Source organism: Paenibacillus sp. FSL P2-0136 (assembly GCF_037975325.1).
Taxonomy (GTDB): Bacteria; Bacillota; Bacilli; order Paenibacillales; family Paenibacillaceae; genus Paenibacillus_AQ; species Paenibacillus_AQ silagei.
Window position 1 is genome coordinate 6,857,978 of sequence record NZ_CP150244.1, and the last position, 22,685, is coordinate 6,880,662.

At 54.9% G+C, this 22,685-nt stretch carries 19 protein-coding genes; 9 read left to right on the forward strand and 10 right to left on the reverse strand.

Annotation, left to right across the window (positions count from 1 at the left end; genetic code table 11):
• The first annotated feature begins 288 nt into the window (after window positions 1-288).
• A complete protein-coding gene (locus tag NYE26_RS29225) occupies window positions 289-1,134 on the forward strand; it encodes a DUF72 domain-containing protein (protein WP_339252052.1) in 846 nt (281 codons plus the stop codon).
• A 94-nt stretch (window positions 1,135-1,228) separates the two neighbouring features.
• Window positions 1,229-2,713, forward strand: coding sequence for an alpha-amylase (locus tag NYE26_RS29230; protein ID WP_339252054.1), 1,485 nt, complete (start codon window positions 1,229-1,231; stop codon window positions 2,711-2,713).
• 803 nt (window positions 2,714-3,516) lie between these two features.
• Here the strand turns inward: NYE26_RS29230 and NYE26_RS29235 are convergent.
• Entirely contained in the window at window positions 3,517-4,125 is a 609-nt protein-coding gene (locus NYE26_RS29235; RefSeq protein ID WP_339252056.1) for a biotin transporter BioY, read from the reverse strand.
• Between the two features lie 226 nt (window positions 4,126-4,351).
• Here NYE26_RS29235 and NYE26_RS29240 point away from each other — a divergent pair, with 226 nt between their 5' ends.
• Both NYE26_RS29240 and NYE26_RS29245 read left to right on the forward strand, forming a co-directional pair.
• Window positions 4,352-5,164, forward strand: a complete 813-nt coding sequence (locus tag NYE26_RS29240; protein WP_339252058.1) for an ATP-binding cassette domain-containing protein — start codon at window positions 4,352-4,354, stop codon at window positions 5,162-5,164.
• Window positions 5,161-6,954, forward strand: coding sequence for an ATP-binding cassette domain-containing protein (locus NYE26_RS29245; RefSeq protein ID WP_339252060.1), 1,794 nt, complete (start codon window positions 5,161-5,163; stop codon window positions 6,952-6,954). The genes NYE26_RS29240 and NYE26_RS29245 overlap by 4 nt, the downstream gene beginning before the upstream one ends.
• 623 nt (window positions 6,955-7,577) lie before the next feature.
• Here NYE26_RS29245 and NYE26_RS29250 read toward each other — a convergent pair.
• From NYE26_RS29250 to NYE26_RS29290, 9 genes are all read right to left on the reverse strand, one after another.
• Window positions 7,578-8,642, reverse strand: a complete 1,065-nt coding sequence (locus NYE26_RS29250; RefSeq protein WP_339252062.1) for a hypothetical protein — start codon at window positions 8,640-8,642, stop codon at window positions 7,578-7,580.
• A 161-nt stretch (window positions 8,643-8,803) separates the two neighbouring features.
• Window positions 8,804-11,458 carry a bifunctional lysylphosphatidylglycerol flippase/synthetase MprF gene (gene mprF, locus NYE26_RS29255; protein ID WP_339257652.1) on the reverse strand — a complete coding sequence of 885 codons (2,655 nt, stop codon included), beginning with the start codon at window positions 11,456-11,458 and terminating at the stop codon, window positions 8,804-8,806.
• A gap of 337 nt (window positions 11,459-11,795) precedes the next feature.
• Window positions 11,796-12,155, reverse strand: a complete 360-nt coding sequence (locus NYE26_RS29260; protein WP_339252064.1) for a FlxA-like family protein — start codon at window positions 12,153-12,155, stop codon at window positions 11,796-11,798.
• An 85-nt stretch (window positions 12,156-12,240) separates the two neighbouring features.
• Complete coding sequence (locus NYE26_RS29265) at window positions 12,241-13,107, reverse strand: DMT family transporter (RefSeq protein WP_339252066.1); 867 nt, start codon at window positions 13,105-13,107, stop codon at window positions 12,241-12,243.
• Complete coding sequence (locus NYE26_RS29270) at window positions 13,104-14,330, reverse strand: multidrug effflux MFS transporter (RefSeq protein WP_339257653.1); 1,227 nt, start codon at window positions 14,328-14,330, stop codon at window positions 13,104-13,106. The genes NYE26_RS29265 and NYE26_RS29270 overlap by 4 nt, the downstream gene beginning before the upstream one ends.
• A 295-nt stretch (window positions 14,331-14,625) precedes the next feature.
• Entirely contained in the window at window positions 14,626-15,243 is a 618-nt protein-coding gene (locus NYE26_RS29275; RefSeq protein ID WP_339252068.1) for an alpha/beta hydrolase, read from the reverse strand.
• Window positions 15,240-16,190: a ring-cleaving dioxygenase gene (locus NYE26_RS29280; protein ID WP_339252070.1), complete on the reverse strand. Its 951-nt coding sequence runs from the start codon at window positions 16,188-16,190 to the stop codon at window positions 15,240-15,242. Before NYE26_RS29280 ends, NYE26_RS29275 begins: the two co-directional genes overlap by 4 nt.
• 41 nt (window positions 16,191-16,231) lie before the next feature.
• A complete protein-coding gene (locus NYE26_RS29285) occupies window positions 16,232-16,633 on the reverse strand; it encodes a DoxX family protein (RefSeq protein WP_036728167.1) in 402 nt (133 codons plus the stop codon).
• Window positions 16,634-16,781: 148 nt separating this feature from the next.
• Entirely contained in the window at window positions 16,782-17,249 is a 468-nt protein-coding gene (locus NYE26_RS29290; protein WP_339252072.1) for a MarR family transcriptional regulator, read from the reverse strand.
• A 346-nt stretch (window positions 17,250-17,595) separates the two neighbouring features.
• Between NYE26_RS29290 and NYE26_RS29295 the strand changes: the two genes are divergently transcribed.
• From NYE26_RS29295 to NYE26_RS29315, 5 genes are all read left to right on the forward strand, one after another.
• Window positions 17,596-18,297 carry a futalosine hydrolase gene (locus NYE26_RS29295; RefSeq protein ID WP_339252074.1) on the forward strand — a complete coding sequence of 234 codons (702 nt, stop codon included), beginning with the start codon at window positions 17,596-17,598 and terminating at the stop codon, window positions 18,295-18,297.
• Window positions 18,297-19,148 (forward strand): 1,4-dihydroxy-6-naphthoate synthase, encoded by an 852-nt coding sequence (locus tag NYE26_RS29300; protein ID WP_339252076.1) that lies wholly within the window; start codon window positions 18,297-18,299, stop codon window positions 19,146-19,148. The genes NYE26_RS29295 and NYE26_RS29300 overlap by 1 nt, the downstream gene beginning before the upstream one ends.
• Window positions 19,149-19,189: 41 nt before the next feature.
• Entirely contained in the window at window positions 19,190-20,014 is an 825-nt protein-coding gene (locus NYE26_RS29305; protein WP_339252078.1) for a class I SAM-dependent methyltransferase, read from the forward strand.
• A gap of 252 nt (window positions 20,015-20,266) precedes the next feature.
• A complete protein-coding gene (locus NYE26_RS29310; RefSeq protein ID WP_339252080.1) occupies window positions 20,267-21,661 on the forward strand; it encodes a transcriptional regulator in 1,395 nt (464 codons plus the stop codon).
• 347 nt (window positions 21,662-22,008) lie between these two features.
• Window positions 22,009-22,683, forward strand: coding sequence for a hypothetical protein (locus NYE26_RS29315; protein WP_339252082.1), 675 nt, complete (start codon window positions 22,009-22,011; stop codon window positions 22,681-22,683).
• Window positions 22,684-22,685 lie beyond the last annotated feature (2 nt).

The window sequence follows — 22,685 nt, forward strand, 5'->3', positions numbered from 1 at the left end:
TCGCCGTCCTTTCAAAGGACGGTACCGTTTCAGCGAGAAATAGAAGGATAATTTATAGCGTGAAACAAAAATTCTTATATTTGAATAAATGGCACCCGCCGGGTATATCCGCCTACTCTTTTGGTGATACCAGCTTCCATAGCCCCTTTTCTCCAGTTCTTTCCTGTCCCTGCACTGATTTCCGTCATTCCTGTTCTCCTGTTGTTTGCATAGGCGGGTTTTCAGTTTAATAAGAGTTAGCCGATCCGTTCGGCAGAATTCAGGTTCATGCGACATGGAGGGGGTTCTATGATCAAGATCGGGCTGACCGGCTTCGGAGACCATGAGGAGCTGTACGGCAAAATCAAACCTGCCGACCGCCTGCCCGCCTACAGCGCCCATTTTCCCATTGTGGAAATTGACAGCTCCTTCTACGCGGTTCAGCCGGTCCGAAATTACGAGAAATGGGTCAACCAGACGCCGGAGGCGTTCCAGTTCATTGTGAAGGCTTATCAGGGAATGACCGGACATCTGCGGGGGAAAAAGAATTACTACGATACGCCGGAGGAGATGTACCGGGCCTTCCATACCTCTATCGCCCCTGTCCGCTCAGCGGGGAAGCTGGCGATGGCGCTGTTTCAATTCCCGCCCTGGTTTGACTGCATCAAAGACAACGTGGATTTCCTGCGTGAGGCGAAGGAGCGGCTGCTGGATGTGCCCGCTGCCATCGAATTCCGTAATGATTCCTGGTACAGCCCTGAGATGCGCGAGCGGACCCTCCGGTTCCTGGAGCAGGAAGGCTGGATTCATACGATAGCCGACGAGCCGCAGGCAGGTTCCGGCTCCATCCCGATTGTCCCTGTCGCCACCCGGCCGGACCTCACCTACGTGCGGCTGCACGGGCGCAACACCGCAGGCTGGAACCAGAGCAGTCACCCGGACTGGCGCAAGCTTCGCTATCTGTACCGTTACAGCACCGAAGAGTTAACGCAGTGGCGGGACCGGCTGCTGGAGCTTGAACAGACCTGTAAGAATATTTACGTGGTATTTAATAATAATTCTGCCGGGGATGCCACTCCTAATGCCCAAGAGCTGCAATCGCTGCTTGGGATCGACGGCGGGCTGGCCCCGCGCCAACTGGACTTATTCAACTGATGTACAGAGGTCTACATAAATCTCTTCTACTCCCTGCTGAAGCATTTGATCACCGTCCCATTCGTCTTATATTTGTAGAGGAGGCCAAAGAATTATGAAGAGAAATCATACTATGATGCAATTTTTTGAATGGCATGTCGCGGCGGACGGAGAACACTGGAAACGCCTTGCCCAGATGGCCCCGGAACTGAAGGCGGCGGGCATTGATTCGGTATGGGTCCCCCCCGTTACCAAGGCCGTCTCGCCCGAAGATACCGGTTATGGAGTCTACGATCTGTATGACCTCGGTGAATTCGATCAAAAGGGTGATGTGCGCACGAAGTATGGAACCAAGCAGGAGTTAATCGACGCGATTGCCGAGTGCCTGAAGAACGGCATTGCGGTCTACGTGGATCTGGTCATGAACCATAAAGCCGGAGCGGATGAGACCGAGGTCTTCGAGGTTATTGAGGTGGACCCGAACGACCGCAACAAGGATATCTCCGAGCCGTTCGAGATTGAAGGCTGGACCAAATTCGATTTCCCGGGACGCGGCGAGGAATACTCCAGCTTCAAGTGGAATCACACCCACTTCAACGGAACCGATTTCGATGCCAAGGAAGGCCGCAACGGCGTATTCCGGATTGACGGCACGAGTAAAGGCTGGAATCAGAATGTGGATGACGAATTCGGCAACTACGACTATCTGATGTTCGCCAACATTGATTACAGCAATGACGATGTGAAGAATGAGATGCTGAACTGGGGCAAGTGGCTGGTTGACACCCTGCAATGCAGCGGGTACCGCCTGGATGCGATCAAGCATATCAACCATGAGTTCATCAAGGAATTCGCCATGGAGATGAAAAAGAAGCGCGGCGAGGACTTCTACATCGTCGGTGAATTCTGGAACTCCAATCTGGAGGCCTGCCGCGAATTCCTGAACACTGTCGATTACCAGATCGATCTGTTCGATGTCTCTCTTCATTACAAGCTGTACTCCGCCGCACTGGCAGGCCGGGATTTCGACCTGACGCATATCTTCGATGATACGCTCGTACAGACGCACCCCGCCAATGCCGTCACCTTCGTCGACAATCACGATTCCCAGCCTCATGAGGCTCTGGAATCCTGGGTGGGCGACTGGTTCAAGCAAAGCGCCTACGCCCTGATTCTGCTGCGGCGCGACGGATATCCCGTTGTCTTCTACGGGGATTATTACGGCATCGGCGGCCCTGCGCCGATGGAAGGCAAGAAGGACGCCATCGATCCTCTGCTCTGTGCCCGCTACACCAAAGCTTACGGTGATCAGGACGATTACTTCGACCATCCGAACACTATCGGCTGGGTCCGGCGCGGCGTTCAGGAGATCGAAGGCTCCGGCTGCGCTGTAGTCATCTCCAACGGAGACAACGGAGAGAAGCGGATGTTCGTGGGCGAAGCGCGCAGCGGAGAGGTATGGGAGGACTTCACCCATAACCGCGGGGAGTCCGTAACCATCGGCGAAGACGGCTGGGCCGTATTCCCGGTGAACGGCGGCAGCGTCTCCGTCTGGGCACTGCCCGAGCCGAAGCCAGCCGATGCCTGCGCGGAGGATTGAGCTTGTAAAGATTAATGCCGTCCCTGTTATTAGGGGGACGGCATTTTTTTATAGGTGAGAAGTGACTCGGGATGGATCAAGGGTAGTAGGAGCTCATCAAATCTAAACGTGTGAGAATTACTTTAGATAATGGCTTGCTGAGGTTTACCGCGCCCCGATTAGGGTGCAAAGGGTGGGTCTAATTGCAATTTGTACAACTAAATCGCCGGATGTCCCGCTAAATCTCCGTTTAGTTGTATTTCCTGCAATTAGAATGCCTCTATACTTGGATTTTCGCCCATTCGGGCAAATTTAGTTGTATAGACTACAATTAGAAGAGGCAGTCCACCCTTCTCACTGTTTTTAGTTGCACAGAATACACTTATCCCCATTTTTTCGCTACGAACGCAGCTTCATCTTTACCGAACCCACCAATTACTTTGCAACTTCACTGCTTTCACAGCCAACCTCCCATTTTATCCACATATTATTCACAAAAGAAATATATTACTCTATTTACACGCAAACAAGTTACTCATTGGCTCATTTGACACTCATCCGGCCAAACTCAGCGCCACCAATGGGTTTTTCCCCTCTCCTTTCCTCATCCAGCCCACTTTCAGCGCCACCACTGGGATTTTCCCACAATGTTATCCACATTTTATCCACAGTACGTTCAGCATCTGACGGATGCCTATAGAATTACTATTGTGAACAACGCGAAATAGGCGAATCCACGCCACAGGGGCTATGAATTCGCCTATTTATGCTGAGCAAGACATAACTTGCAGTTAGCATTTGCACTTTTGGTCAGCAGCTTGCGCTTAAGGGGTTGTGGTTGTTTTGTCCCCGTCAGCCCAGACGCCTGTGTCATGGTTCAGAATACGTTCGATCGGATATACCTTCCATACCGCCGTTACTACAGCCGAACACAAGACTGCTTTGAGCAGGTCCCCCGGAAGAAACGGCCACATGCCTGCCGTCAATGCCTTGCCGAGTGAATCCATACCTGTAGAATAGGCCAGCCACCCCACACCGCCCGGATAAACTAACAGTGCCCCGAAGATAAAGTTAGCGGCCAGCAGCTTCACGAAGGTGTATTTGTCCTGCTTAATGCGTTCAGCGAAAAAGCCGATCAGCCAGGCCACGAACGGCCAGGAGAAAATATATCCTGCGGTAGGGCCAACCAGGACCGCCAATCCTCCGCTTCCGCCCATCACCTGGAATCCGGCAGCGGCGAGTCCGATCACGATCAGTACAGCAAGCGCCCCGTAACGGGCCCCAAGGATTGAACCAGCCAGCATTACCGCGAGGGTCTGCATGGTAATGGGTACCGTGGAGAAGGGCAGCGAGATTTTCAAATAACTCAGAGCTATCATGACGGCGGCGAATAAGGCACTGAATATCAGGCCGCGGGTGGTCCATTTCTTCATGGCCGAGAGGTTCCCCCTTTTTTTAAAAAATATAAGAATTTATATGTTTCACGCTACAAATTATCCTTCTATTTCTCACCGAAACGGTACCATCCTTTAAAAGGATGGCAAAGCCGTTTCCACATGGGATCACTATAACATCACCCTCCAGATACATCAATTCTGAAATCTTTGTTATAATGGGTAGCAATTGTTGACTAGAGCTGGACGGAAAGCAGGCATGAGGATGATCAGGGCGCATAATATAAGCTTGTCCGTGCGGGAGGGGCAGCATCGCCGAACGGTACTGCAAGGGATTAACATTCATATAGGGCCTGGGGAATGGGTAGCGCTGACAGGGGCCAACGGCTGCGGCAAAACCTCGCTAATCCGCTCCTTCAACGGACTGAACACCCCCTCCGGCGGCAGTCTGTCCGTGGCCGGACTGGATCTGCGCCTGCCGGAGAACCGTATGGCTGTTAAGCAGCACGTGCAGCTTGTGTTTCAGAATCCCGAAGCACAGACAGTTGGCTCCACTCCCTTCGAGGATATCGCCTTCGGACTGGAGAACCGGGGACTGGAACGGGGGCGGATGATTGCACGAATCCATGAGATTCTACAGCAGGTAGGACTAAGCCATAAAGCGGAGGCAGAGGTATCTACACTATCCGGCGGAGAGCGCCAGCGTCTGGCGGTAGGCTGCTGCCTGGCACTGGAAGCCGAAATGATTATTTTCGATGAGGCTACCTCGATGCTGGACCCTGAGGGAAGATCGGATATTCTGGAGCTGGCCCAGGGGCTATGGCAGGCAGGGACTACCATCCTCTGGGTCACGCAGCGGATGGAGGAGCTGGCTGCAAGCCCGCGCATTGCGGTGCTGGGCAAGGGGCAATTGCTCTATGACGGCAGCCCGCGCAGCCTGTTCTATACCTCGGAGCTGCCGGAGACCCTCGGCTGGCTTCCTTCTCCGGCCGTCCGGGTCGGGAAGCTGCTGCAGAAGCAGGGCTGGCCGCTTCACCTGCTGCCGCTGACCGGACAGGATCTGGAGGAGCTGCTATGAGAATTCGTACGGAGCATCTTTCCTTCTGCTATGAAGGCAGCAGGCCAGCGGTTCAGGATATCTCTCTGGATATTCCTACAGGTACACTCACTGTCCTCTGCGGAGTGAACGGGAGCGGTAAGTCTACGCTGCTCCGTCTGCTCGCGGGCCTTGCACAGCCCTCCTCCGGGCAGATACTTTATGATCACGGGAAGAAGACGGACTTCAAGACTGCCGAAGCTGTGTCCATGGTATTCCAGCAGCCGGAGACGCAGCTGTTCGCGGGTACGGTGCATAAGGATATCGAATATGGCCTGATGGAGCGCGGGGTGTCCAAGGAGAAGCGGACAGAGATCATCGCGGGCGCCCTGGCGAAGACCGGGCTGGCTTACGATGAATTCGCCGGGCGCTCTCCCTTTCTGCTTAGCGGGGGCGAGAAGCGGCGCGTATGTATTGCGGGTGCCCTGGCCGTACAGCCCGGGCTTCTGATTCTGGATGAGCCGACCGCAGGGCTGGACCCTCAGGCAGCGCAGGCACTGCTCGAAATGGTACAGCAGCTGCGCAGTAGCGGCCTGACCCTGATCATCGGCACCCATGATCTGGACAGCTTCCTGCCGGTTGGCGACAAGGTCATCGTGATGAAGCAGGGTGCTATCCATTATGACGGCCCTGCTCCGGCATTGACTGCTGATCCCAGCCTGCTGGCAGACGCCGGACTCACGCCCCCCGTCTATGCTTCTATGGGACGCAGAGCGGTGCAACATGGCCTGCTGGAAGCAGTCCCGGACAATCTGGAGGAGCTGCTGATAGGGCTGGAAAAGCACCCGCTGCCTATGCCGCAGACGGACAGGCGGCCGGCAGGCACTGGCGCCTCTGTCCGCAGCGGCGCCATGCCACCCTGCAACCAGAATACCAAAACCAGCGAACAACACAGTGCGGAATACAGCTTAGAAGGCACCTGGAAGCGAGATCATTCTCCTCGATCCTCCAGAACAGAGAGGGTTCAGGCGATAATCAGGCCTGGCAATCCAAGACTAGAACAGAACACCCCGCGCAGGCCCGGCTGGCAAGGACTCGATCCCCGGGCCAAATGGCTGGGGATGATTCTCGGCTCGCTGGTCCTGTTAGGGATGAACACTCTGCTCCCGCTGCTGCTTACCGCCGGTCTGCTGGCCGGGCTCGCGGCTTCGGCCCGCATCTCCTGGCGCCGGGCCTTCCGCTTCTTCCGCCCGTTCCTGCTGATGTTCCTGTTCCTCTGGCTCCTGTCCGGGCTTAGCTGGAGCTCTCCCGACTTCGCACTCGGGCCGCTCAGCTTCAGCTATGCAGGACTCGTGCGCGGGGGAATTAACGTGCTGCGCTTCCTGCTACTGATTGCCCTGGGCTTCCTGTTCACCGAGACGACCACCGGTGCCCCCTTGCGCGAGGGTCTGGAATGGGGCATCGCTCCGCTGCGGGCCCTGGGCATCCGCACCCGTAACTGGTCGCTTGCCGTATCCGTGACCCTGCAGTTCGTGCCGTGGATTCTCGGCAAGCTGGCCCAGCTGCAGCTTGCGCTGGGCTCACGCGGAAGGCGCGCCCGCGGGGTGGCCCGCTGGTCCCCGAGGCAGATCGCCCTAATCATCGTGCCTCTGCTGATTCTTGTCCTGGGTATGGGCGACGAGCTGGCGACAGCCGTAGAATCACGGGGGTATGATCCCGCCAAGCAGCGGACCCCGGTCTATCAGCTCCGCTGGAGCAGGCGTGATACACTGGCAGCGCTAGGTATCCTGGCGGTTGCAGCTATGCTGTGGTGGGTAGCGCGTATCAGCTGAGTGGGTACGGGACGATTCAGCGAACAAAATCACCATAGCGGATGGATAGTGTAAGAACTTATACGGCTGCGCAGCAAATACAGTTAAACCCTTCTTACCTATCCGCCCACTTGTGGGGCATCCGGCGAAATCAGGGGCACTAGTGCCGCTGATTTTTGTTCCATTGGCCTTAATTCGTTTTACTCTCCTTCGCGTCAGCCAATTGTATGCTGTTTTTGGCATACATTTGGCCCGTGCGCCTGCACGCCAGCACTTTGTATGCTGTTTTTGGCATACATTTGGCCCGTGCGTCTGCGTGCCAGCACATTGTATGCTGTTTTTGACATACATTTGGCCCGTTTGCCTGCGCTGCAGCACTTTGTATGCTGTTTTTGACATACATTCGGCCCGTGCGCCTGCACGCCAGCACATTGTATGCTGTTTTTGGCATACATTTGGCCCGTGCGTCTGCATGCAAGCACTTTGTATGCTGTTTTTCGCGTACACTTTTGGCACACCATTTACTCATTCAGCATGCGTACGGGCACTTCCCCCAACTCTGCGCACACTCCTAATCAAAAGTAAGCCACCCCCTCCAGCAATCGGAGAGGGCGGCACCTTTTTTGCTGCCACAGCAGCTTTATTTACTTCAATGTACTCGCAATGACCGAGATATCACCAGATGAATAATCCAGGAAATACGCTGTTTTCGACTTTATATTAGCGTACAGAAATTTCGTGTTGCCATTCTTCGGCCATTCCTGATTCTTCAGCAGCGCCGCGCCTCCCTGAGAGAATAGGGACCATGAGCGCCCCTGCAGATCCCCCACAAACACCTGACCATTAATGAATTCCGTTACCCACCCGGAAATGTCGCCATCCTCTTTGAAAACCTGTTTGACAGAAGCCGTTTCTTTGCTAGTGGATTTGCTGATTAACTGGAAGACCTTCTGAGCCTCATCGGCTGAAGGACGACTTACATTCCCCGGTACGGGCTGATAAGTGTAGGAAGTGTAAGCTGCATAGAAGTTCCCGCTGGAATGAATGGAGAAGTCTGTATTGAAGTCCTTGATTACCGTCTCATTTCTTGAATACAAATTAACCAGCTTCACCAGATAGTCCGTGCTCATAATCCCTTGTGCCTGATACTTAACGGCCAAATACGGGTATGCCTGAAAATCCCAATCCATTACGGATACATTTTCATATCCCTTGTCAATAAACTTGGCATTATAAGTCACACTCGGCTTTGCCCAGGGATATTGATACAGGCTGAAGTTGTTTCCCGCTTGGACCATGATCCGTTCATTGGTTTTGCCGGTTGGAGCTACCCATTTTACTTTGTCCCCTGCCGTTTTAAGCGGGATATCCGTTTTGCTGAGGAGACGTCCATCAGAGGAGAATACGGATTTCGAAATTTTAGTGCCTTTGCCTTGTTTAAGAAGCACAATTTTCGGCGGACTGCTCATCACCTGTAGGTCCAGGATACGGCTGGAGTCCTCTGATATCGTAGTCGCAGTGTTTGTATGTAGGTCAACGATATCTGCTTTATTATTCACATGATCCACAAGTGCCGCTGCATTTCCGCTAACCCATACCACGTCGGTCCGCTCATTGACCGGCTGCTCTTTGGGATTCGCATTCACCGGACCGGCGGTAATCAGCATGCTCATAGTCAAAACAGAAATAAGCAATACTTTCTTGAACATAGAATAATCCTCCTGTTACGCGATTTTTGAATCCTTGTTTATGACGCTTGGATATATAAAAAGTCGCAGAAAAACAAATATTTTCCGTAACTTCTTATCGCCGTATCCGGCCTTCCGTATACTACAAGGCTTGCTCGCCAATCGCCAATAGGCTATTCATCTCACTTCCCCTCCTCCGGATGCCTGGAGACCAGCCTCACCAGATCCAGAGTCAAGAGAGGAAGAGTCACCGCAGCGGGATAGGCCAGATAACGCGGCTCCCATACCGGGTTGAACTTCTCCTTATACCGGCGCAGACCGGAGAAGCCGTACCAGTGGCCTCCGCGCTCAAAAACCAGCCGGGCGAGCTTCTCCTCCCGCAGCGCTCCAAAGCGGCCCCCGACATTGGACAGCGGGGCAGACCCCAGATTGAAGCTTCTGTAACCGCGCGCTTTCGCCCATTCCAGCAGACACAGGAACAGATAATCCATAGTCCCGTTCGGAGTATCCTTGTGATGGCGCATCAGATCCACCGAGACCGTCTTCTGCCCGTCATAACCAGGAGCCATGGAGGCAAAAGCCAGCAAATGGCCGTCTGCTCCACGCAGCAGCGCCAGCGGTGCGAGCTGGAGGTACGGCTCGCTGAACCAGCCCAGCGAGTAGCCTTTCTCCCTGCGCCCGGCCAGCCATTCCTCTGACAACAGGAGAAGCTCCTGCAGCAGCTCCTTCGAATGCCGGGCCTCTGTGATCTCGAAATGGTAGCCCTCGCGCTCGAACCGCCCCTTCACACTCCGCAGGCTGGCGTTCCGCGATCCGCTAATGCTGAAGTCCGCCAGCGGGACCAGCGCTTCTTCCCCCAGCTTGAAGAACCGGTAGCCCTGCTCATGATAGAGCGGAAGATGCGCCGGGGCCGCCTGATAGAAGACTACAGATAGTCCATACAAATCAGCAGCCTGCCTGAACTCACTGATTCCGTTATTAAGCAGATTCATCGGCCCAAGCGGATCACCCAGTACCACCAGCTTGTCCCGGACTCTGGCGAAGGCGAACAGCACCTTGCCTTCCTGGGCCCAATAGAAGCTTTTGTCGCCAAGAAACAGCATATGGCTTAAGGCATTGCCCCAGCCCTCCGAGAGGAAGCGCTCCAGCCGCGCCATATCCTTATCCGCGAGAAGCGTATCTGCCTTGTGCTGCGGCCTGAGGGCTACAAGCATCGTCAGCAGCAGCCAGGAGAAGATCAGTCCGCCGGCCGCCGTAACGGCCACATTACTGTGCTGCCGCAGCCATTCCGGCTGAATGCCGGGCGGGAGATGCTTCAGGAAGCCGTGATGGGTATAACTCGCCAGCCCGTAATAGCTGAGGGCTACAGCCGAGGTCAGGAGCAGCCACCATAAGGTGCTTTTGGCGCTCAGCGGGACACTGATCCGGTAGAACCGGCTTCGGGAGATCCACAGAATCAGTGCCACCACCAGCAGGAACAAGGCCTCCTCGTAATCGAACCCCTTCGTAAATGCAAAGACCGCCCCGCCCAAAAGCAGCAGGCCTGTCCAGACATAAGCCCTGCGGACGCGCAGGGAGATCCCACGCGACAGCAGAATCAGCATAAAGCCGATCAGCACGGACAGATGGTGCGAGATCTGCATCACGGGCAGCGACAGCAATTCTTCTGTCACCTTCAGCCGGTAGAGCAGCTCAGGCGTAGCTGCGGACAGCAGCAGAAGCAGACCGCTGGCTAGGACCAGCTTGCCGAGTGCCCATACACCCAGATCGCTGAGGAAGGTATATTGGCCGGGCCAGCCCCATATTCTCTGCCATATCGTCAGGGGTGCTTCCACTCTGTCGCCGCTGCGTTCAGCGCCCTTAGTACCCGGCAGCCCGAACTCCAGCGCAGCCAGCACCAGACCGATCAGCCAAGGGATAATGTAATAGAATAATCTGTAGATGACCAGGACTGCCATGGCATGGTCGCTCTTGATGCCCAGTTGGGTAAGTCCGAGCAGCGCAATCAGATCGAACGCGCCGATGCCTCCGGGAGCCATACTTAGAATTCCGGCTATCGCAGCCACTACATAGATACTGAAGACGGTGAGAAATGGGGCGCTCCCGAGCAGCTCACCGGCGATGAACCAGAAGGTCAATCCGGCGAACACCCACTCCAGGAAGGACGCACCCACAGAAGCAACTACGGTAAGCCAGGCGGTTCTCCCTTCACCCCGGTTAACCCATTTGGCGAAAAGCGCAGAGCGCTGGAGGAGTACAAAGAACGGCAGATACAGCGCCATCCCCCAGACCGCAAAATCCAGCCAGCGATGCGCCTCCAGCAGCCGGTCCGCCGGCAAAAGACCGGTAATCGTCCCCCAACCGAGCAGCGACAGCCCCGTAATCATCAGCGGTGACAGAAACACAATGGCCGGTGCGAGCAAGGACGCAGGCACACAGCTCCGCTTATAGAGCAGCGTTCTAAGGCCCGCGCCAGCCAGACCGGCGAATCCGATCATATTATTGAACGTATTGGCGATCCAGGCATAACGGAAGGTCCGCAACCAGCCGATCTGCAGGCGGAAATGCCGCCGGATCAAGTAATCATAAGTACTCATAACCGCCACCGACAGCAGCGAAATTCCCAGCATCTGCATAATAGAGGGTACGGGAACGGATTTCAGATCACGGATGATTTTGCCTAAATGAATTTGCTTCAGCTCATGCTGCCCCTCCAGATAGACCAGTCCGATAATCAGCAGCGGAAAAAGCGCCCGCACCGCCTTAATCCGGTAGATGGATATCAGCAGCCGTACGAATTTGAAGCGTTCCAATTTATTTTTGATTACAGTATGCATGACTTCACCTGTCCTCACTGCCGAACGCTCTTGTTGCCTGAACATATTCAGCCCTCTCCATACGAACCCATTATAGCAAGATCAGCAGCAGATCTCCCGTATAATGGTCACACGCTTACAAGAGTTAGACGGCGGCGAAGGGGAAGTCCCTGCACAGGGGCTGTATTTGTTCCAGTAATGGTGAGAAGCGTATACATCCATATTTGCATAAAAGCACCCGGACTGCGATTAGTCCGGGTGCTTTTATCATCGTGCCAAGGGTTATCATCCCCTAATGGAGAGCCTGTCATCACGGCAATGGCGGCTCTCTTCAGAGGCATGCAATTCTCGCTCAAGACTATACTCTAATGTCGAATCTCCCTGCGCTGTCGGTGGTTGCGTTAGCAATCTCCTGAACAGATGCTGCTGTCAGCTTATGGTTACCGGCAGGCTTGTCCGGAGGCGCAGCAGCGCTCTGGGCAGAAACGGAGCTGCCCGCAGCCTGTGACTTCTGGGCAATTTGTGCTTCAATCTGCTTGATCTGCTGTTCTAGCTGCTTGGTTTTGGTTTCTTTGGCTTGCTCGTTGTCCTTGCTTGCGCTTACTTTCTCAAGCTCAGCTTCCAGCTTCGCCTTCTGCTTCTCAAGTGCAGCGGTATCGCTGGCGCTGGAGGATGTATAAGATACAGATGATGAAGCGGCAACGGATGAGACATTCATGGGTGTCCCTCCTTTCACCTCTTCAATATATCCCTTTTCTCTACAATGAACGTTAAAATGCGCTGAAAGTTTGCTGAATATCCCCTCAACCCTTCCTGGCCCTACGGTTCACCAGCATAACGCTCAGCAGGATGATGACCAGCCCGGCAATGGTGTTGGCATAGATCTGCTCCTGCAGGAAAATTACGCCCCACAACAGGCCGAATACAGGCACGAGGAAGGTAACACTAACGGTCTTGACCGGGCCGATATTGGCAATCAGGCGGAAATACAGCAGATACGCCACTGAGGTGCAGATCAGCGAGAGGCCAAGGACAGAATATACAGCGGCGGAGGAAGGCAGATGATCCGGGGCAAAAATCACCGCCAGCGGCAGCAGCACCACACTTGCGCCCAGCTGTTGTCCCGCAGCAAGCGCCAGCGGAGTGAGACCGGAGCCTACGCGTGATGCATATAATCCTCCGAACGCATAGCAGAGCGCGGCTCCAAGAGAGTAACCTACGGATAAAAGAACCGTACCGGTCAGCGGGAGCGGACTCCAGCCGACCAGCACACCCACACCTACCAGGCCTATGATCAGCCCGGCTGATTTGGCCGCCCCCGGCTTCTCCTTCCGGGTCCCCCACGCCGCCAGTGCCGCGAACATCGGGGTTGTAGCATTCAGAATCGCCGCCAGTGAGGCGCTCAGATGCAGCTCAGCCATACAGATCAGCGTGAACGGAAGCGCCGCGTTAACCGCACCGAGCAGCAGGAAAGATCTCCAGTGCTTCAGGAGGCCCAGCCTGCGCCGGGTCAGCAACGCATAGAGCAGCAGAGCAGCTCCGGCAATCGTAACGCGCAGCTCTGTCGTGAAGACCGGACCTAGCTCCGGCGAGGCAATCCGCATGAACAGGAAGGAAGCCCCCCAGGCAAAAGCAAGCAGCAGCAGGGTAGCAAAGTCCTTGCGGCTCACAGCTTAACCTCTCTTCTGCACAGCAGCAGATAGGACAGAACCGACAGGAGGCCCGCTCCCGCGATGACCAGCGCCATCGGCAGGGCCGAGCCGCTGCCGCCAAGTCCGACCAGCGGAGCCGCACAGCTCCCCAGCAGCAAGGGAAGCAGACCCAGAAGCGCAGAGGCGCTGCCCGCCGTCTCCCCCTGATCCTGCATCGCCAGCGAGAAGCTGGTCGTACCCACAAGACCTACACTTGCAACCACAGCGAACAGACAGATCAGGATCGGCAGCAGCCCGCCATCGGCGAGGAGGGTAATCAGCAGCAGAATACCTCCGGAGGTACTGAGCAGAAGGCCGCAGATCAGCAGCTTACGCTCACCCACTCTGGCCGACATCCGCCCGGCAATCTGCCCGGTCAGAATAATGCCGAAGCCATTCACGGCGAAGATCAGGCTGTACATTTGCGGGGATACCCCGTAAATCGTCTGCAGAACAAAGGAGGATCCCGAGATATAAGCGAACATGCCTGCCATAACAAAGCCCTGGGAGAGCGCGTAGCCCATGAATCCGGCATTGCCGAGCAGGATGCGGAAGGTACGCAGGGTCCCTCTGAGCCCGCTGCGGATACGCCGTTCCTTGGGCAGGGTCTCCGGCAGCCGCAGGAGAATGACCGCCGCGAAGAGCAGCCCGCATACGAATAAGACTACAAATACGCCCTTCCAGTCCGTCACTCTCAACAGCTGCCCCCCGATGACCGGCGCTGCAATCGGGCCCAGTCCGTTGACAATCATCAGCAGCGAGAAGAACCTGGTTAATTCCGAGCCGCTGTACATATCGCGGACCGCCGCGCGGGAAATCACCACCCCTACCGATCCGGCCAGCCCCTGGACGAAGCGCAGCACAATCAGCAGTCCGATGGACGGGCTGAACGCACAGAGCAGCGAGGATACCGCATAGATCATCATTCCGAACAACAGCGGAATCCGGCGCCCGTGCACATCACTGAGCGGTCCGGCCACAAGCTGGCCCGAAGCCAGTCCCAGCAGGAAGAAGGTCAGGGTAAGCTGAATCATGGCGGGACTGGTATCGAAATAGAGGCCAAGAGCCGGCAGGGCAGGCAGATACATATCAATCGACAGGGGACCAATGGTAGCGATGGCTCCCAGAATCACGGCAAGCTGCAGCCGCTGGCTTCTGGACGGCCCGCCCTCAGCCAGGCTTGTCACCGAATTTTGCTTCATCATGAACAGGATACATCCTTTCTTGCCCGTAACCTTTAGTAAGACGGCAGAGCCATTTATGTTCAGGTCCGTGTATATATTTCTCCATACTACCGATTACCGCCGGAATGTTCAATGAATTTCTGGTTCGGCGGGAAAGCGCGGTTCGGCAGGAACGACCTGCATGGAAATCCTGCAGAAAATGCAGAAAATGCAACATTACCATCTCCAGAACCACAAAAAACCGCCTGCCATAGCCTCCAATCCCCTCGGTGATCGGCAGGCCCGCAGGCGGTTATTTCGGGTGGTGCTGTTGTTACTTCACTGAATCGGTATGCTCAGCCAGCCAATCTCTTGCCGCCTCCGCCTCGGCGGCGCTCAGGCGGTGCCCCTGATTGCCCCAGTGCGAGGTAACCTCAGCTCCGGCGCCGCTTAACAGTGCTTCCAGCTCCCGGGTCTCCTCGGAGCGGATAATCGGATCATTGGTCCCTGCCCCGATAAAGACCGGAACCCCCTGCAGCGAAGGAATCGCCAGGCCGCGCAGCGGAACCATCGGGTGCAGCAGCACCGCCTCCCGGAAGAGGGCTCCGTAATGGAAGAGCAGGCTGCCCGCGATGTTCGCACCGTTGGAATAGCCGACAGCTACCAGATTACCGGCATCGAAGCCATATTTTGCAGCCGCCTCCTCCAGGAACTGCTTCACCTCATGGGTGCGGAAGATCAGATCCTCCTCATCGAAAATCCCCTCTGCCAGCCTACGGAAGTAACGCGGCATGCCATTCTCCAGTACGTTGCCGCGGATACCCAGGACAGATGCTCCAGGTGCCAGCAGCTCGGCCAGCGGCAGCAGATCACGTTCATTGCCGCCTGTGCCATGGAATAAAACCAGTGTGGGCTGCGTTACGTCTGTACCTTGCTCAAATACATGAATCATACCGGCTTCACCTCCAGTTCGCGGATTTCAAATGGGCTTAGATTCGCTTCAATCGCCGTACGCTGCGGCTCAAACCATGCCGGAAGCATCAGCTTCTGTCCCAGCGCCTCAGGTGCTTCATCACGGGCGAAGCCCGGAGGATCGGTTGCAATCTCGAACAGAATTCCGCCTTCTTCCCGGAAGTAGATGGCATTGAAGTACTGGCGGTCCTGCACCGGAGTCGGCTGGTAGCCGTGACTCTGAACCCGGCGGCCCCAATCCAGCTGCTCACTGTCATCTGCGGCCCGCCAAGCAATATGGTGAACCGTACCTGTACCGCCGCCGCCCTGCGGAACCGGAGTGGCCTTCAAATCAATAATATTGCCGATATTGCCGGAAGCTCTGTAGCGGATGTAGCCATCCCCTTCAGCGATACGCTCCATTCCCAGGGTGCGGGAGAGGGTATCCGCTGTCCGGTCCGGGGCCGTGCTGTAGAGGACAGCGCCTCCGAAGCCTTTGACCGCATGCTCTACCGGAACGCCGCCGAACGACCAGGTGCTCAGCGCCCCCTCTTCCCGCTCCACCAGCTCAATCCGCAGTCCGTCATAATCTGCGAAAGAGAGATACGACTCGCCAATCCGGGTAACCTTAGTCACAGGAATCTGATAAGCGGCCAGCCGCTGCTCCCAGAATCCGAAAGAGCCAGCCGGTACAGCATAAGTGGTCACACCGACCTGTCCTCCGCCGATTCTGCCTTTGCGGCCATGAGCCCAAGGGAAGAAGGTGATAATCGTACCCGGCGCACCCTGCTCATTGCCGAAGTAGAGGTGGTAGACCTCGGGGGCGTCGAAATTGATGGTTTTTTTGACGAGCCGCAGGCCTAGAATTCCGGCATAGAAATCAGCATTACGCTGAGCGTCTCCCACAAAAGCGGTAACATGGTGAATCCCTGCAGTATGCATAGTCATAAATGAAACCTCCTGATAGTTGTGATGATGATGCGTTTATTTTAATTGAAGAATATTGCGTCCAGTGAAATCGAACCCGCGCCTGTCAGCGCTATACCTACAGCGACTACCAGCACCGTTAATGGAAATTCAATCCCGTTCGCCGTGGACCAAAATCCGTTAGGAGCATGAACCTTCACAATGGCACCGAGCATCGTTGCCGCAATCAGTACCGCAGCCACCGGAGTCAGCAGACCCAGAGTGAACAATAGGCCTCCGACCAGCTCCATCAGACCTGCCAGCACCGCCATGCGCACGCCCGGCTTGATACCAATCGACTCCATCCAGCCGCCTGTTCCCTTAGGCCCATATCCGCCGAACCAGCCGAACAGCTTCTGTGCGCCATGCCCAATGAACGCTACACCGATCACCAATCTCATCAACAATAAACCTACACTAACCATTTTAAACACTCTCCATTCTCTTGGTTTTAATTATCTTAACGTTAAGATATTAGCTAAAAAAAATTTACTGATCTATTATTCTCTTCATTAGTTCAGCTTGATAACAAGCAGACAACCTTACCGCCGCTGGGCTGCTAAGGACTCCCTTCTATACGCCCTTGCCCAGCTTCTTCAGCAGCAGCGTAGCCTGAGCCTTCTCTTCGCTGTCCAGTCCGCCCATCAGGCTGTGAATAGAATCGACATGCTGCGGGAAAATATCATCAAACAGCTCCCGTCCCGCCTCCGTAATCTCGGCATACGTAACACGGCGGTCATCCTCGCAAGGTACGCGCTTCAGCAGTCCCCGCTTCTCCAGCTTGTCGATATTGTATGTGATGCTGCCGCTGGTGACCAGAATCTTCTCGCCAATCTGCTGAAGTGGAATCCGATTTCTATGATACAGCACCTCAAGCACCATGAACTCCGCCGATGCCAGCCCGTGACTCTTCATATCCTTCACCGCCTGATCCATCAGGCTCTTGTACGCCTTCGACAGAACGACGAACAATTTCAGCGATGCTGCCTGATCCTGCATAGTGTCTGCTTCTGTTCCTGCTGTCTTATTCTTGCTGCTCATATCCTGCACCTCCTGTCCGGCTGCGTTTATCTTTAAGGTAATTATCTTTAAGTTAAGATAAATATACGTTATGGAGGGCAGTCTGTCAAGCGCGGGAGGTAAATTAATTTTCATTTCAATTTTCTCGCCCTGACCTCGTCAACAAACACTTCACCTCTAACTCCTGCGGCAAATCCTCCCCCAACCCGCGCAACAATCAGCTCCTCCAACTCCCGCAACAAGCAAGTGGACAAAATCCTTCTATCGCCCGCTCCGCATATTTGACCTGTTCTTCAAAACGGCGTAGACTTTCAAAAGGTGAGTATGAACTGAGGAATGAAACTATTTCTATAGAAGGAGGCTGATTATGGAACCGAAGGATCATTATCATTCCGGGGCCGATGCGCGCCTCGAAGCAGCGGAAAAGAAGCCGCGCGTGCTGATCGTAACGGCAGTCGCGGCTGAGTGCGAAGCGGTCCTGCGCGGCCTGTCCGGCAGCCGCAGGTTCGACGTCATCGCGGCGGGCGCCGGCACCGCAGCGGCAGCGGCGGGAACCGCCGCCGCCCTGGCAGCCGGCTCGTACGGCTGCGTCGTCAGCGCCGGGATCGGCGGCGGCTTCCCGGGACGCGCACCCGTAGGCTCGCTGGTCGTCGCCAGCGAGATGCGGGACGCGGCCCTCGGCGCAGAGACGCCGGAGGGCTTCCGCAGCGCTGCCGAGCTTGGCTTCGGCAGCGTGTCCGTGCCTGCACCGGGCGCTGCGGTGCAGGCCCTTGCGGCCGCGCTGGCAGCGGCCGGCCTCACGGTAAGCACGGGCCCCGTGCTTACCGTGTCGACCGCGACCGGCACCGCCGGGACGGCCGCGGCTCTGGCCGCCCGCCATCCGCAGGCGGCGGCGGAGGCGATGGAAGGCCACGGGGTCGCCGTGGCCGCCCAGGCGCTGGGGATCGCGGCGCTGGAGGTGCGCGCGATCTCGAACCCGGTCGGCCCGCGCGACCGGGCCGCGTGGAAGATCAATGAAGCGCTGGACGCCCTGGCAGCGGCGGCGGCTATTTTACGGGAGGTGCTGTAATGACACAAAAGCTTCATATTGCTTATTCCCCTTGTCCGAACGATACCTTTGTCTTTCATGCCTGGGCGCATGGCCTGATTCCCGGCGCACCCAAGCTGGATGTAATGTTTGCCGATATCGATATTACGAACGGGCTTGCTGCAGACGGTGCCGGACCTGAGGTGCTCAAAATCTCCTACGCTGCCCTTCCCTGGGTGCTGGACAGGTACAAGCTGCTCCCTTGCGGCGGTGCGCTGGGACGGGGCTGCGGCCCGCTTGTACTAACCCGCAAAGGCGCAGGCGCGATCAAGCATCCGCGCGAGCTGTCCGGCCGCAGAATTGCCGTCCCGAGCGAACGCTCTACGGCATACCTGCTGTTCCGTCTTTGGGTAGCACAGCAGGTGCAGGTCGGTCCAGCTGAGATCGTCGTTATGCCTTTTGATGAGATCATGCCTGCCGTACAGAAGGGAGAGATTGATGCCGGACTCGTCATTCACGAAGCCCGCTTCACTTACCCGTCCTACAATCTCAACCTGCTTACTGACCTCGGGAGCTGGTGGGAAAGCGATACCGGCTTACCTATTCCGCTTGGTGCGATTATTGTCCGCCGCGATCTGGACCCTGAAGCCATTACCGGCTGGATTCGCAGTTCACTCCAGTATGCCTGGGACCATCCTCTCGACTGCCAGGAATACGTGCTAAGCCACGCCCAGGAGCTCTCGCCGGAAGTCGCCAAGTCGCATATTGATCTCTACGTCAACGAATTCACGATGAGCCTTGGCGAGGACGGCTATGCAGCCATCTCTGCACTGCTTAACCGGGCTGCTGCCGAAGGGCTTGTACCTGCTGTTGATCCTTCGCTTCTACGATAGCTAAGCAAGGAAATAATCCATCCCGCGAGGAGGCCCTTCCTATGATTCCTTCAGGCAACAGCAAGGCTAACATTGACCGATTCTTGGGATACCAGGACGAATATGACCGTTACCGGCCCGAAGCCCCTCCGCTGGTAATTGAACTGCTGAGTAATTACCTGGGCCGCCGTCCTGCCCATGTTGCAGATATAGGCTGCGGTACCGGCCTGTCCACCTTCCTGTGGAAGGACGCCGCTGAAGCGGTAACCGGAGTAGAGCCTAATCTAGATATGCTCAGCAAGGCTCAGGATAAGCTGCGTCTTCTCGGCAGCGGAGCGAATAACGTGTGTTTTGTGCAGGGCTACTCTAACCAGCTTCCTTTTGACACGGGGAGTGTGGACATCATCACCTGCTCGCAGTCGTTCCACTGGATGGACCCGGACAGCACCCTTCAGGAGATCTCGCGTTGCCTGCGGCCCGGCGGAGTATTCGCCGCCTATGATTGTGACTGGCCTCTGGTGCTGCAGCCCGCTATTGAAGCCCGGTATAACCGGCTGATTGCAGCTTCAGATGACTTGCTTACAGAGCTTCAGCCGGACACCGATCAGGCCAGCAAATGGGATAAAGAAGGACATCTGGGCCGGATCAAAGCCAGCGGACTGTTTACGTATGCGCGAGAGATTGTTTTTCACAACACAGAATCATGCGATGCACAGCGCTATATCGGCTTGGCCCTCAGCCAGGGCGGCATCCAGTCCCTCCTGAAGCTTAGCCCGACCTCACTTGTGCAGGATATTGCCGAATTCTCGGCAGAGGTAGAGGCATTCTTCCAGGGCCGGACCTTGCAGGTACCTATTAGCTACCGGATGCGGATCGCCGTGAAGTAACCATTTCCGTTAGCATCCTACCTCCGTCTAATAGAACAAGCTGAATCAAGTACGCCCCGGTTATCCCCGCAAAGGAACCGGGGCGTTTCAATGTGTCACGGTAAGCTTAGCCAGGGATATAGTTCCAGTCTGCCCTTCCTTTTGTTCACCGTATTTACTAATCCGCTCTATTGACCGTTGGAATATTATCACATATTATTACACCAATGAATTAAAAATCTATTTACTGGGATTAGGTCAGGTGGTGTTTGTATGAAGTCCACAACCACGATTCGCGATCAGGTAACCGCATATTTGTCTAATCAGAGCCTGTCCATTAATCAGTTTGCCATTTCGTCAGGAATCAATTCCGGCACACTCAGCCGTGTCGTTAAAGACCGTCAGCCGATTGCCATGGATCATCTGGAGCGCATTACCCGGGGCATGGGCCTGCCGGAGGACCACTTCTATAGCTTATATGTGGACGAATGCTTTCACCATTCAGCTCCCACCTGGCGACGCTTGCGGCCGTTTCTTGTGCGTTCAGCGGCGCTCGGCCGCCTTGACTGTGTTGAACAGGTAGTTAGGAACCTGCTGGAGAATCTGGTCTATGCTCCTATGCTATTCGAAGTTGCAGAAGGGCTGTTTGAGCAGGGATTGTGGAACGCAGCAGCATTATTGTATGAGAATGTGAGCACCAGTGAGAAATATCAGAATTCCGACCGGCTCGCCGTATGCCAATACAGGTTATTCCGAATTGGCCTCGGTGATGACCAGAGCAGCAATCTGCGGGTAGCCATCCTGTTCGAGTGCTTCATCGACCGGCTGAATGAGGCGGATCAACTGGACGGATTGAAAGACCTGCTGGATGTCTACTACTCTCTGCAGAAGTGGGCTAAAGTGAACGAGCTTGCCGAGAAAATGCTTGAGCTCGCTACCCTCCGTTACAATCTACAGCACCGCTCGAAACGTAAACCGGACAACGAAAGATTGCCTTCAAAGCCGCTGTATTTATATATTCTAAATGCCCGGCTATTAATCTCGAGCATTTATATGGAATATGGGGATTACAAATCTGCGATTGAGCATGTCCCTCTCTATATAGATGGTAGCTGGATACAAGAGAAGGATGATGAGGCAGCTCGGACATTAGCCCAGTTCAGGGAGTGGGGGAAGGCAAATATCTTCCTATATCGTCTGCTTGATGGACAGCTAGAGGTATTATCTGATTATGTGGAGTATATCTCTAAGCAGCCAGACGAGATATTTACAGCTATGTACCATATTGTTAAGTCAGCGAACCGGTATGATTGGAATGTGGATGATATTCTGGAACGCTTCTCTGAGCATATCCCTTACCGAATTTATAAATCGGAATTCCGGGAATACAACCAGCAAGTTATGGCAGACAAGCATGTCCGATTTCTAGCAGAATTGGCCACCTATTATGTAAAAAATAATCGAAGTGAAGGTATTATCTTTATCTTAAAAAGTTTGGAATCCTCTGCTAAAATTAACAACGAGAGTGTAGTCATCACCTGCGTAGATCTATTTGAACAATACAGACATATAGCACGTGATGATGAAATCGAGACATACAAACTCCTAATTAGAGAGGTGCGTAATACAAATGATCAAAAGGCTTTTAAAGCTTCTAGTTATATGTAGTATGGTTACTGTGATTATTTCTTCTATTGAGATAATTGAGGCTGCTTCAGGCAGTGACACACAAAGTTCATTTCAAACTATGTCTCATGGTGTTGGCGGTAGCTAAATATCCTTACTGTTTTTGAAGATTTCTTAAAGTCTGCACATAAGCTATATGTCTTACTGGACTGTCGTCAGACAATCACGAACACTTCTTATTTACCGTATGCGGAACGCCATCAACTACCGCATTTCTCACTGCATTCAAGCTCTACCCTATACTTAACATCAGCGAGACGAAGAACGTCCCGGTAGCCCCTTTATGGGAAAGCCGGGGCGTTTTCTATTTTCCGGAGAGGATGAGGAGCATGACTTTTGAAGAAGCACATGATCAGTTTATCAGCGGACACTTGGACAGCAGAGCTGATGGAGAACGTCGGGCACGGTTGGAACGGGGGCATCGGCATGCCGAGAGCCTATTCCTGCATAAGGTATGGTGGCCGCTGCGGGGCCATTTTGACGGGCTTCATCCGGAGTATGAGGTGATAGATTGGCGGGGGAGATCTTATTTTGCCGACTTCGCCTGGTTGCCGGGGTACGTGAAGCTACTGATTGAAATCAAGGGATATGCTTCACATGTACGCGATATGGACCGGAACAAATACTGCGGCGAGCTGAACCGTGAGACCTTCCTGTACGCCATGGGCTATCACGTGATTTCCTTCGCATACGATGATGTTGAACAGCGTCCCGAGCTCTGTATAACCTTGCTGCGGATGGTGCTGGGCAGATATCAGCCTGCGGCAACCCCAGTATCGCGCGTACAGTTGATGGAGCAGGAGGTCATCCGGTTAACCGTTCATTTAGCCCGGCCTATCCGCCCGCAGGATGTGAAGCAGCATTTCTCAATTGATTACAGAACCGCTGTCCGCACCCTGCGCAGTCTGTCTGACAAGGGCTGGCTCTTACCGGTTCCCACCAGCAATCAGGAACGAACCGCACGATATGAGTTGAAGCGCGGTGTACTGGAATATTTTAATTAGCC